At 73.1% G+C, this 12430-nt stretch carries 10 protein-coding genes and 1 pseudogene; 8 read left to right on the top strand and 3 right to left on the bottom strand.

The genetic code is table 11. The features are described from left to right. Positions 1–96 precede the first annotated feature (96 nt). Positions 97–1947 carry a prolyl oligopeptidase family serine peptidase gene (locus ABZ861_RS13875; protein ID WP_361628810.1) on the top strand — a complete coding sequence of 617 codons (1851 nt, stop codon included), beginning with the start codon at positions 97–99 and terminating at the stop codon, positions 1945–1947. Positions 1948–2161: 214 nt separating this feature from the next. On the opposite strand, the gene ABZ861_RS13870 is transcribed toward ABZ861_RS13875, so the two are convergent. After that, positions 2162–4432, bottom strand: a complete 2271-nt coding sequence (locus tag ABZ861_RS13870) for an NAD-binding protein (RefSeq protein WP_361629328.1) — start codon at positions 4430–4432, stop codon at positions 2162–2164. A gap of 310 nt (positions 4433–4742) precedes the next feature. Here ABZ861_RS13870 and ABZ861_RS13865 point away from each other — a divergent pair, with 310 nt between their 5' ends. The 3 genes and pseudogenes from ABZ861_RS13865 to ABZ861_RS13855 all read left to right on the top strand — a co-directional run. Next, positions 4743–5819: a permease gene (locus ABZ861_RS13865; RefSeq protein WP_361628807.1), complete on the top strand. Its 1077-nt coding sequence runs from the start codon at positions 4743–4745 to the stop codon at positions 5817–5819. Further along, complete coding sequence (locus tag ABZ861_RS13860) at positions 5816–6817, top strand: TIGR03943 family protein (RefSeq protein ID WP_361628804.1); 1002 nt, start codon at positions 5816–5818, stop codon at positions 6815–6817. The genes ABZ861_RS13865 and ABZ861_RS13860 overlap by 4 nt, the downstream gene beginning before the upstream one ends. Before the next feature lie 103 nt (positions 6818–6920). Next, positions 6921–7358: pseudogene (locus ABZ861_RS13855) on the top strand (IS5 family transposase); the annotation flags it as partial. A gap of 112 nt (positions 7359–7470) precedes the next feature. Here the strand turns inward: ABZ861_RS13855 and ABZ861_RS13850 are convergent. Further along, positions 7471–7815 (bottom strand): hypothetical protein, encoded by a 345-nt coding sequence (locus ABZ861_RS13850; RefSeq protein WP_361628801.1) that lies wholly within the window; start codon positions 7813–7815, stop codon positions 7471–7473. Between the two features lie 297 nt (positions 7816–8112). On the opposite strand from ABZ861_RS13850, the gene ABZ861_RS13845 reads away from it, so the two are divergent. Then, complete coding sequence (locus tag ABZ861_RS13845; RefSeq protein WP_361628798.1) at positions 8113–8667, top strand: DoxX family membrane protein; 555 nt, start codon at positions 8113–8115, stop codon at positions 8665–8667. Positions 8668–9040: 373 nt separating this feature from the next. Beyond that, the gene (tatA, locus tag ABZ861_RS13840; RefSeq protein WP_361628795.1) at positions 9041–9319 is read left to right on the top strand and encodes a Sec-independent protein translocase subunit TatA; all 279 of its coding nucleotides are present in this window, start codon (positions 9041–9043) and stop codon (positions 9317–9319) included. 127 nt (positions 9320–9446) lie between these two features. On the opposite strand, the gene ABZ861_RS13835 is transcribed toward tatA, so the two are convergent. Further along, a complete protein-coding gene (locus ABZ861_RS13835) occupies positions 9447–9842 on the bottom strand; it encodes a hypothetical protein (RefSeq protein WP_361628792.1) in 396 nt (131 codons plus the stop codon). A gap of 269 nt (positions 9843–10111) precedes the next feature. Here ABZ861_RS13835 and ABZ861_RS13830 point away from each other — a divergent pair, with 269 nt between their 5' ends. Both ABZ861_RS13830 and ABZ861_RS13825 read left to right on the top strand, forming a co-directional pair. Continuing rightward, positions 10112–10576, top strand: a complete 465-nt coding sequence (locus tag ABZ861_RS13830) for a hypothetical protein (protein ID WP_361628789.1) — start codon at positions 10112–10114, stop codon at positions 10574–10576. Positions 10577–10585: 9 nt separating this feature from the next. Beyond that, complete coding sequence (locus ABZ861_RS13825) at positions 10586–12424, top strand: alpha/beta hydrolase (protein WP_361628786.1); 1839 nt, start codon at positions 10586–10588, stop codon at positions 12422–12424. Positions 12425–12430: the final 6 nt, after the last annotated feature.

The following is a 12430-nucleotide window of genomic DNA, read 5'->3' as shown; positions in this document are numbered from 1 at the left end:
CGACCGCCCGGGGGGCGGAGTTCTCCACAGGGCGCGTCGTCCACAGGCTGGGGAAGAGGGCGGCACGAAACCGGTCCGGCCAGGCACTATGGGGCCATGACTGAGAGCAACGGGTCGAGCAAGGGGTCCGCGGCGCCGGACCGGCGGGACGCGCGGGAACCGGTCGAGGCGCCGGACTGGGAGAAGCGCTTCCGGGCGCCGCGGGTGTCGCTGCCCGACTGGGCGGAGGACGCCCCGGAGCGCTCCCTGTTCGTGTCGAACGCGACGGGGACGTACGAGCTGTACGCCTGGGACCGCGCAGGCGGCGAGCAGCGCCAGGCGACCGACCGGCCGAACGGCACGACGGACGGCGTGCTCTCCCCGGACGGGGAGTGGATCTGGTGGTTCGACGACAAGGACGGCGACGAGTTCGGCGTCTGGCGCCGCCAGCCGTTCACCGGCGGTCCCGACGAGCCTGCCGTGCCCGGCCTGGAGCCCTCCTATCCGGCGGGTCTCGCGCTCGGCAGGGACGGCCGCACGGCGGTCGTGGGCCGCTCCACCGACGAGGACGGCACGACGATCCACCTCGCCCGCGCGGGCTCAGGCGAGGCGGCCGCCGAAATCTACCGCCACCGCGAGTCGGCGGGCGTGGGCGACCTGTCCCACGACGGCGCGCTGATCGCGATCGAGCACACCGAGCACGGCGACGCGATGCACTCGGCGCTGCGCGTGCTGCGCCCGGACGGCACGCCGGTCGCCGAACTGGACGACACCAAGGGCGGCACGGTCGAGCTGGGCCTGGAGGTGCTGGGCTTCGCGCCGGTCGAGGGGGACACCCGGCTGCTCGTCGGCCACCAGCGCAGGGGGCGCTGGGAGCCGCTGGTGTGGGACGTGGCCTCGGGCGAGGAGACGGACCTGTCCCTGGAGCTGCCCGGCGACGTGAGCGCGGAGTGGTACCCGGACGGCAGCGCCCTGCTGATCGCCCACAGCTTCGAGGCCCGCAGCGAGCTGTTCCGCTTCGACCCGGCGGCCCGCGAGCTGACCCGGATCCCCACCCCGCCCGGCACGGTCTCCGGGGCGACGGCCCGCCCGGACGGCAGCGTGGAGTACCTGTGGTCGTCGGCGGCCGAGCCGTCCGCCGTCCGCTCCACCCGGGGCGGGGCGGTCCTGGACCCGCCGGGCATGAAGTCACCCGGCTCGGTGCCGGTGGAAGACGTCTGGGTGGACGGCCCCGGCGGGCGCATCCACGCCCTGGTCCAGAAGCCGGCGGGCGCCACGGGTCCGCTGCCCACGGTCTTCGACATCCACGGCGGCCCCACCTGGCACGACAGCGACTCGTTCGCCGCGGGCCCGGCCGCCTGGGTCGACCACGGCTACGCGGTGGTCCGCGTCAACTACCGCGGCTCCACCGGCTACGGCCGCGCCTGGACGGACGCGCTCAGGCACCGGGTCGGCCTGATCGAGCTGGAGGACATCGCGGCGGTCCGCGAGTGGGCGGTCGCCTCGGGCCTGGCCGACCCCGGCCGCCTGATCCTCACCGGCGGCTCCTGGGGCGGCTACCTCACGCTGCTGGGCCTGGGCGCCCAGCCGGACGCGTGGACGCTGGGCATCGCGGCGGTCCCGGTCGCCGACTACGTCACGGCGTACCACGACGAGATGGAGGCCCTGAAGGCCATGGACCGCACCCTCCTCGGCGGCACCCCCGAGGAGGTCCCCGAGCGCTTCGAGGCGTCCTCCCCGCTCACGTACGTCGACCAGGTCAAGGCCCCGGTCTACATCTCCGCCGGGGTCAACGACCCCCGGTGCCCCATCCGCCAGATCGAGAACTACGTCAAACGCCTCCAGGCCCGCGGCCACACCCACGAGATCTACCGCTACGACGCGGGCCACGGCTCCCTGGTAGTCGACGAACGCATCAAGCAGGTCCGTCTGGAACTGGACTTCGCCACCCGCCACCTCCCGAACTGAGCGAACCCCGTGCGGGGGTGCAGGGGGCGGAGCCCCCGCGCGGGTTCAGGAGCGCAGCCCCTGACGGGGTCGAAGGGGCGGAGCCCCTGGGGAAGGGAACGGGTAAGGGCGGCGGGGGCGAAGACCCGAGACCCACACCCCCTCTGCCCCCGCACCCCCGCCCCCCGCACCCCCGCACCACGCCCAAGGCACCCCGCCCCGGCTTACCCCCGCACTACGCCCCCGCCCGCCCCCTCCGCCCCAACAGCTCCGCCAGACCCAGCCGCGTCGCGGCCAGCACCACCCGGTCCTCCCGCCGGAGGACGTACGTGCCGGGCAGATTCCACAGCAGTCCCGACCCCCGACTCGAGTCCGCCCCGTCGCCCGCGTCCTGGCCGCCCGGCTCCCGCAAGGGGCGCGACGAGCCGCCAGGCCGGGAGGAAGCCGAGGCGGCCGCCGACGCGGACGACGACGCAGGTGACGCAGCCGACGCAGCGGGAGCGGACGCCGACGCAGGCGACCCGGACGACGCGGACGCCGCCGACGAGCCAGCCGACGGCGAAGTCGCCCCCGACGCCCGCCCCGCCGCCCCACCGCCCGCGCCCGAGCGACTGCCCCCGCCCGCGCCGGAGCGACCACCCCCGCCCGCACCCGAGCCGCCGCCCCCGCCCCCGTTCCCACCCGCCTCCACGTCCACCGCCAGCACCCGCCAATACCCCGCCCGGAACGCCTCCGCCACCGTCCGCCCCTCCAACTGCGGGTGCCCGGCCACGTCCACCGACGCGAACAGCAGCACCCGCCGCTCCACCGGGATCGCCCCCAGGATCTGCCGCCCGAACATCGCCCCGGCGAACGCGGGCGCCGCCAGATGCGTCACGCTCCGGCTCCGGGTCAGCGCCCGCGGATGGGCCGCCCGCAACGTCCGGTAGACCGCGGTGGCGAAGTCGTCGTCGTACAGCCGCAGCACCACCCGCAGATCGGGCCGCACGGACCGCGCGTACAGCACCGCCTCCAGGTTCGTGGTGTCCGCGCTGGTCACCGCGAGCAGCGCGTGCGCGCGGTGCACCTTCGCCGCCTCCAGCACCCCCTCCTGCGTGACGTCCCCGAGCACCACCGGCACCCGCAGCCGCCGCGCCGTCGCCAGCCCGCGCGCCTCGGGATCCGACTCCACGCACACCACCGGGATCTGAAGCTCCCGCAGCCGCGTCAGCACCCGGGTGCCGATCTTGCCCAGCCCCAGCAGCACCACGTGCCCGCTGAGCCCGCGCGGCGGCCTGCGCAGCCCGGACGTCGACCGGAACGTGCCCAACGCCTCCAGCCCCGCCGCCAGCAGCACGGGTAGCAGCAGCAACCCGACCAGCCCGGACAGCAGTTGCAGCACCTGGCGGCCCACCGACGCGCCGATCGCGGGGTCGTCGATCGCGAACAGATCCAGCAGCGTCAGATACAGGGCGCCCAGCGGATGCACCCCCGTCGTCAGCCAGAGCGCCACCGCGAGCCCGAACACGCACCCCACCAACCCGGCCAGCGGCCACCGCAGCCGCCGGGAGAAGAGCGAGGTGAGCGACGGCACCCCACCGGTCCCGCGGCCCGCCGGCAGCGACGGACCGCCGTACGACACCTGCTCCAGCACCACCGTCGCGCGCCCGGTGGCCGCCCGTACCGCCTCCTCGTCCGGCAGCAGCCGCGGGGACTGCTCCCCGCTCCCCTCCGAGCCGTCCACCCCGGCCGGGTCGGTGCTCGTCGCCGACAGCAGTGCCAGCGTGCACAGCCCGGGGTCGGCGACCTGCCCCGGGGCGGGCGGCGGCCGTTCCACCGCGCGCAGCAGGAACCCCTCCGTCTGCACCAGCTTGCCGGTCCCGGCGACGGCGCTGGCGGCCAGCGCGGGTGCGGCCGTGTCCGCGTCGGACAGCACGGTCGTGGACGCGTCCCCGAACGAGGCGTCGTCGCCGGCCGCCAACCCGGCCGCCTGGTCCAGCAGATCCTCGATGTGATGGCCCAACCGGCGGTTGTACAGGCGCAGTACGAGGCGCAGCCGGGGGTTGAGGCGGCGCGCGGTGAGCGCGGCGCGGATGTTGGCCTCGTCGTCGTCGTACACGAGCGCCAGCGCGGTGGCCCGCTCGACTCCCGCCTCGGTCAGCACCGCCTCGGTCAGCTCCACGGCCTCCAGCACGCCGTCGCCGCCGCGCGACGGACCGCCGCCGCCACCGCTCCCGGCGCCGGCACCGCCCGTACCGCCGTTCCCGCCCCCGTTCGCGCCCCCGCCAGTGCCCCCAGTGCCCCCATTGCTCCCAGTGCCCCCGTTGCCGCCATTGCCGCCGGCCCGGCTCACGGCCGCGCTCACCAGCCGGTCCAGCAGCGCCGACGCGGTACGGGCCCGGCCGACCACCGACGGACGGGCCGCGCGCCCGGAGGGCGGCACGACGAGGGTCACCCGCTCGCCATACACCCCGCGCAACTCGGCGGCCAGCCGGTACGCCAGCCCGTCGTCACCACACACCACCATGTGCGCGCCCACGTCACCCGGCGCACCACCCTGATACGGAACGCTCCCCACGGAAGGAGAGACTGCCTTACCAGGACGACCGGTTCCAGAGCGAGCCACGCCCCGCCGAAAGCTCAGCTCGCCCCCGCCGCACTCGACGGGCCCAGCCCGCCGAACGCTCGGCGTGTCTCCGCCGCGCTGCACGAGCCCAGCCCGGCCGAACGCCCCGGTCCGCCCCTCCGCTCCGGACGGGCCCGACCCGCTGAACGCCCCGGTCCGCCCCGCCGTACTGAAGGAGACCGACTCGCGCAGCGCCGGAGGTACCGCACCCGTGGCCATCGTCCACCCCACCGAGCCGCTGCCGAAGGAGGGACCGCGGCCGGCGCCCGAGCCGGGGACGGCGCCACTCCCGCAGGCGTCGCCCCCGTCGCCCCCGCAGCCGCCGCGGGGCAGGGACGGCTGGCACCTCACCTCGCCTGTGGCGCTGACCCTGCTCCTGCTCACCGTGGTCGTGGTCCAGGGCCCGCTGCGCGGGGCGCTGTCCGCGCCGGTGATGCAGAGCTGGATGACGGTGTTCACGGCGGTGGTGGTGCAGGCCCTGCCGTTCCTGGTCCTCGGCGTGCTGCTGTCGGCGGCGCTCGCGGTGTTCGTCCCGCCGTCGTTCTTCGCCCGCGCGCTGCCGAAGCGGACCGCGCTGGCCGTGCCGGTGGCCGGAGTGGCGGGCGCGGTGCTCCCCGGCTGCGAGTGCGCGTCGGTGCCGGTCGCCGGGGCCCTGGTCCGCCGGGGCGTCCCCCCGGCCGCCGCGCTGGCGTTCCTGCTCTCCGCGCCCGCGGTCAACCCGATCGTGCTGACGGCCACGGCCGTCGCCTTCCCCCGCGCCCCGCAGATGGTCCTCGCCCGCCTCGCCGCGAGCCTGCTGGTGGCGTGCGCGATGGGCTGGCTGTGGCAGCGCCTGGGCCGCGCCGACTGGCTGCGCCCGCCCGCCCGCGACCCCCACGACGGCCAGGGCAGGGGAGCGGCGTTCTGGGGTTCGGTACGGCACGACGTGATGCACGCAGGCGGCTTCCTGGTGGTGGGCGCGATGGCCGCCGCGACGCTCAAGGCGGTCGCCCCGGCGAGCTGGCTGCGCACGGCCGCCGGGAACCCGGCGGTCGCGGTCCTCGCGCTGGCCGCCCTGGCCGTGCTGCTGTCCATCTGCTCGGAGGCGGACGCGTTCGTGGCGGCGTCGCTGACCCAGTTCTCGCTCACCGCCCGGCTGGTGTTCCTGGTCGTCGGGCCGATGATCGACCTGAAGCTGTTCGCCATGCAGGCGGGCGCGTTCGGCCGGGGCTTCGCCGTGCGCTTCGCGCCCGCCACCCTCGTCCTCGCCGTGCTCGGCGCCGTCCTGACCGGGACGGTGCTGCTGTGAACCGCCACGCCCAGGCGGCCGTGCTCTTCTTGGTCGGCGCCGCCATGCTGCACGCCGGCGCCACCGGCCTCTACCTGCGCTACGTCAAGGCGGGCCTTCAACCGCTGCTGCTCGCCGCCGGAGCGGTGCTCGTCCTGACGGCGCTGATGACGCTGTGGTACGAGCGGTCCGGCCGCGAACGGCCCCCCGGCCCCGCCGCGGCCCTCGCATCCGAGGACGGCCACGGCGCCGGAGACCCCGGCCACGGCGCCGCTGACCCCGACCACGGAAGCGTCGAGCACGGCCACGCGAGCGGCCCCACCGCAGGGCACGGCCACCCGACCGACGGCCACGATCACCCGACCGACGACCGCCACCGCCCCACCGACGACCGTGACCGCCCCCCCGACGACCACGATCACGCGGCCGACGGCCAAGGTCACGCGCCGGACGGCCACGGCCACGCACCGGACGGCCACGGCCACGCACCGGACGCCCACGGACACGGTCACCGCGAACCCCGGATCTCCTGGCTCCTCGTCCTCCCCCTCCTCGCACTGATCCTGGTGGCCCCGCCCGCGCTCGGCGCCTACAGCGCCGTACGCGCGGGCACGGCGCTCCAGCCGCCCTACGGTTACGCCGCCCTCCCCGCCAGCGACCCGCTCCCGCTGAGCGTGGTCGACTACGCGGGACGCGCGGTCTACGGCCACGGCAGGTCGATCTCCGGCCGCCGCGTGCGGGTCACGGGGTTCGTCGCCCTGGACGGCGGGGGCACGCCGTACCTGGTGCGCATGGCGCTCAACTGCTGCGCCGCCGACGCGCAGCCGGTGAAGATCGCCCTGACCGGCCGGATCCCCCCGGTCCTGCGCCCGGACACCTGGCTGGAGGTCACCGGGACCTACACCGCCCGCCGCACCCGGGACCCGGTGAACGGCGGCCCGATCCCGTTCCTGACCGTCACCGCGGCGCATCCGGTCCCGACGCCGCACGACCCGTACGACGAGACGTGGAACCAGTGAGGACGGCGGCGCGGCGGCTCAGCGCTGCGGCGACGCGGCGCGGCGGCTAGGTCCTGTCCGGCGGATCATGTGACTGCCTCGGGTTCAAGTCGTTGGCATGCCCATGGGGCGTGGAGATCTCACGAACGAGGAATGGGTGCGGTTAAGGCCGCGTCTGCCGAAGTCCGGGCAGCGGGGCGGGCGCTGGGCAAGTCATCGCAGGGTGATCAACGGGATTCTCTTCCGGCAGTGCACTGGGGCGCCATGGCGGGATCTGCCTGCGCGGTTCGGGAAGTGGAAGACCGCCTACGAGCGGCACAGACGCTGGTCGGCGGACGGCACGTGGGACAAGATCTTTGCAGCCGTCTTGGCCGACGCCGACACGGAAGGACGCATCGACTGGTCCATGGTGTCCGTGGACTCCACCACCTGCCGGGCCCACCAGCACGCCGCAGGTGCGCGTGGAAGATCTCCACGGATGCCCGGGGAAAGGCGCACGCCTCGGCAGCACCGCCCTGACGAGGGACTCGGGCGCTCCCGGGGCGGCCTCACCTGCAAGATCGATCAGTGCCCTGAAAGGCTTCCGGGCCGTGGCCACGAGGTTCGACAAGCGCGCCCATGTCTTCCACGGCACTGTCACCGTGGCCTCGATCCGCCTCTGGCTCAAGGCGTGATCAGCCAGCTTCCAGCGCATCGGCCCGCTTCGCCAGGTCTGCCGCGATGTCATCCCAGTCCGGTCCGTGCAGCCACAGGTTCTCGGCGGCCTCCCGCATCAGCGCCGGCTCGTCCGGCCGCTGCAACAACACCAGTCGATAGGCCAGATTTCGGACCCAGACCGGCAACTGGCCGTCAACCACGTGCGGGCAGAGCTCACGCAGCATGGCGAGGATCTCATCCGTGTCCGCGAAGGTTAACTCCTCAACGAAGTAGTGCTCCCGGTGTTCCTGGTCGCATTCCGGCGTGGGTCGGTACTCGTCTCCGTAGAGACACCGGGCGTGCTCCGTCAGGGTGCTGTGCATGTCCTGGAGCCTACGACGCCATGATCCACCGGACAGGACCTAGTGCTGTGACCGGCGACACGGCCGGCGCGGCGGGCGGCGCCCGAATGCGCGACTCCCGCTGCTGCGAAAGGATCGGGAAGACAGCGGCGCGCCCCGCGCGGCGACGCGGGACGGCCCGCTGACCGGCGCCGCGGCGGCCGCCCGTGCAAGGGGGCGTCCGAGGAGGCGCGCAAGGGGCCGATGGGGTGACGCCCCGCCCCGGCATCCCGCCCCGGCCCCTGTCCCGGCGTTCCGACCGGAGTCCGGAGTATCGACATGGTCACCAAGCCCATCCTCAACCGTCGCGCACACACGGCGGAGCCCACCGCGCGCGCCGCGTACGCTCCCGGAGCCGCCGCCGACTGCGGCCTGCTGCTGATCCGGCTGACCTTCGGCCTGCTGATGGCCGGGCACGGCTCACAGAAACTGTTCGGTCTGTTCGGAGGCGCCGGCCTGACGGCGACCGGACGTGATTTCGCGTCCCTCGGTTATCGCCCGGGGAAGCTGTTCGCGGTGATCGGCAGCGCCTCGGAGCTGCTCGGCGGCCTCGGTCTGGCCGTGGGGCTGCTGACCCCGCTGGCGGCCGCCGCCCTGATCGGCGTGATGATCAACGCCATGGTGACCGTCACCGGCGCCCACGGCCTGTGGGAGACCGACCACGGGGTGGAGTACAGCGTGTGCATCGCCGTGGTCGCGCTGGCCGTCGCGGCCATCGGACCCGGCCGCCTGGCCCTCGACCGGTTCTTCCCCTGGGGCAGGGGCGGCTGGACGTCGGCCGCCTTCGCCCTCGGCCTGGGCGGCCTCGCGTCGATCCTCACCCTGGTCCTGTGAGGGCCGTACTCACCCTGCCTCGTGAGGGCCGTACTCGCCCCTGCCTCCTGAGGGGCCGTACTCACCCCGGCCCTGCGAAAGCCGCACTCCCGCTGACCCGGTGGGGGCGCCCCCGAGATCAGCCCCCAGCCCCGTACGTCACGTTCGGCCGGAGCACAGGTCACCGTCGCTGGTGATCATCCGCGCACCCTCGTCCGATCCGACTTCCGCGGGGGGACGAACGACCCGGCCGCACGGCTGTACCGTTGCGCAAGGTAGTAAGGGCGGCAGTGGCGGATCCGCACCGGGTCGGCCCGCTCCCCGAGGGACAATCACGGTTGAAGAACCGACGAGCGCCGGTCGACCGCCGGTGGAGAAGGGAAGGGGCAGCCGGATGCTGCGCAACGGACTGGAACCCTGGCACCTGCTGATCGTGGCGATCGTGGTCATCGTGCTGTTCGGCTCGAAGAAGCTGCCCGACACCGCCCGCGCGCTGGGCAGGTCGATGCGCATCCTCAAGAGCGAGGCCAAGGCGCTGAAGAGCGATACGCCGGACGCCCCGCCGACCCAGACGGCCGCCTCCTCCGCTTTCACCCCCGAGCCCGCGAAGCCGGAGCCGTCGCCGGGAGTCCCGTCGCCAGCGACCCCGGCGCCGGGCCCGAGCGCGAGCTAGCGCCGCGACCGTAGAGGTCCACCGGCTCGCGACGTCCGGCACGGCGCCTCGCCGCCCCGGACGCCGCGAGCTGTCCGGCAGACCTTCCTGGCGCACCTTCCCGGCCACAGCGCCCCGGAACGCCCGGTCAGCCGTCGAGCAGACTCCGGAGCGCCTCCAGCGACAGGCGGGCTTCCAGGACGGCGGCTCCGCCGTGGAATCGGACGCCCTCGGCCGCCAGGACGTCCGCGGGTGAGTCCGTACGCGTCGGGTCGGTCCAGTGGAAGCCCGCGCTGACGCGGCCGGACGCGGTGAGGACCCGCCACGCGTGGGGGCGCCGCACACAGGTGGCCAGGTGGGCGCCGACGAGAACGGCGTGACTGCCGACGAAGGACGCCACGTCGCCGTACGTCGTCCACCGCCCGGACGGGAGGGCGCCCAGCAGGGCATGGAGACCCGTCCAGTCCTTGCGGGCGCCGTTGAGCTGCTTGGCCAGGTCGGCGAGGCCGGCCCCCGCCAACAGCGATGCCCGGCCAGTCGACATCGCCGTGCTACACCACTCCCCACGCCCCTCCCAACCCAGCCAATCACCCTACTGAGCCCCAGGATCCACGCCTCCGCCGTGCACACCTCCGGCTTCGCCGAACCAGCTTCCCCGTGTCCGATCGATGACCGGGGCGCCGTCTGAGTACGCGTACTCAGAGGGGCTGGTGGCCGATACGGATGGGTTGCTCGACACAGCGTTACTACTGTTGCGGTCGCGCGTTCACAGGATCTCGGTGACGTGCGACGAGACATGAGGAGGGGCCACGCATGGCGTGGGACGAGTGGGAGCAGATCAAGGCCGCAGCGGCCGAACGGCACTCCGCGCGGATGCAGCTCAACCAACTGTCCGGCGACCAGAACGGCATGAGTCCGGGCGGCAGCGGCGCTCCCGGCAGGCTCCGGTCCGACAAGAAGGCGTGGTCTACGGCCGGCCAGGGCGTGGGGGACCTGCGGGACGACATCGGCAAGGCGCTGACGAAGCTGGAGCACGGCACGACAGCGCTCGGCAAGGGCGCCGGCTGTTCGACCGCGGCAGCCCATAAGAGCGTGTACGACTCCTGGGAGCGACGCGTGAAGGACATCAGCGAGCTGTGCGACGGGCTCGCCGGCGTGCTGGAAAAAGTGGGGAATGATCAGTTCAAGACTGATGAGGCCATCAGGGTCGAGATCGCTGGGCTGAAGGTCTGCTCCGGGGACGCGTCCGCCGCCGGCGGCACGGGCAAGGGCCGGTGATCCGGACGCATGGACCTCAAGGAACTCCAGGCCGTAAGCCCCTCTGAGTACGCGGACGCAGCGGACGGATACCGCGCGATCGGTGACATGGCCGACGCGGCCAAGGGCCGCATCGACAAGCAGATCACCGAGGTCATGCAGAGGGCCAACGAGGGCGAGGCCGCGGATGCGGCGCAGAAGCAACTGAATAAGCTCTCGCGGAACTTCCACTACACCCAGGTCGAATGCGGCCTGATCAGCGGAGCACTCAACGGTTTCTCGTCCGAGATCGCCGCCTCACGTCGCCGCCTGATCGAAGCATTCGATGACGCGAAGGCGCTGTCGTACACCGTCGACGCAAACGGCAGCGTCGCGTACCCCGCCGGCGGCGAGAACGAACTGAGCGGAGAGGAGACCGCCGGCGGAACGGTCACCGGGTCGAACGGCGTCTACAGCCGTGGACCCGGCCCCGACATGACCGGTCTGCGCAGCCCCAACCCGAACCGTGCGAAGGCCCAGGACATCGCCGACCGCATCGCCCACGCTGTGCGGGAGGCCACGGAGATCGACGACCGCTACAGCAGGGTGTTGGAGAAGCTCAAGGCGGCCCCTGGGCTCACGGTCGACACCAGGACGTGGACGGACGTGGCCGCCGACGCCGACGCGGTGAGTTCGGCCGCGAGCGAGTACATCAAGGGGCACATCCCGCTGGACAAGTCGCCTGCCGACTGCAAGAAGTGGTGGGACAGCCTCAGCGATGAGCAGCGCGACGAGTACAAGCGGGCTTTTCCGGAGATCATCGGCAGCCTGGACGGCATTCCGTCCGAGGTCCGGGACGAGGTCAACCGCGAGAACCTGAACATGCTGATCGGCAAGCTCTCCGGTGAGGACGGCGAAAGGGCCAAGACCCAGGTGGACGCTCTCAAGAGCATCCAGCGGCAACTGCAGGACAACGCTGCGAAGCGACTGGTGGATCCCAAAGAGCCGCCCATGTACCTGTTGGGGGTCGGTGACGAGGGAGTGGGCCGTGCCATCGTCGCGTTCGGGAACCCCGACAGGTCGAAGAACGTGTCGGCGTATGTTCCCGGTCTCGGTACCGCCTTGGACACCGGCTTCGCGGGGGGCGACGTGAAGCGCGCCTATGACACTGCGGTCGACGCCCGGTACATCGATCCGTCCAGCGCGTCCCTCGTGTGGCTGGGCTACGACCCGCCGCAGCTAGACGCTCCCCTTGACCCCGCCACCTTGGCGTCCGACACGGATGTCATGTCCGCACATGACGCGGACAGGGGCGCACCGGCGTACGACTCGTTCATGGGCGGACTCGCGGCGACGAACGATCACAAGGACCCGCACCTGGTCGCGATCGGGCACTCCTATGGTTCTCGCCTCGTGGGCGCGGCAACGCAGGAGCCAGGGGGAATCCCCGGAGCCGATGACATCGTCCTTGTCGGGAGCCCTGGCGCCGGCGTCGACCACGCGGCAGATCTCGGGGTCGGAAAGGGCCATGTGTTCGTGGGCGCTGCCGAGAACGACCCCGTCAGCCACCTGCCGTCGAAGAAGGAGGCCGTGGCCGGCGCCGTCGGCTTCTTCGGCGGCGGTCCGGGCGGTGCGTACCTCCTCGGGGACCTCGCGGACCAAGGCGATGACGACCTCTGGTTCGGCAAGGACCCGGCCAGCGAGGCGTTCGGCGCCAGACGCTTCAAGGTGCTGGACGGCCCGATGCCCGTGGTCGACGGGCAGGGACTGACTCCGGCGCACTCCAACTACTTCAACCCGGGCAGGGACAAGGACCCTGTGTCCGCTGCCAACATCGCGGCCGTCGTCGCGGGCCGTCCTGACCTCGTGACCTGGGACGAATACCGATGAAGATTC

The organism is Streptomyces sp. NPDC046985, from assembly GCF_040644415.1.
Classification (GTDB): Bacteria; Actinomycetota; Actinomycetes; order Streptomycetales; family Streptomycetaceae; genus Streptomyces.
Note: the sequence above shows the minus strand (reverse complement) of the source record. Positions and strands in the feature narration are given on the sequence as shown.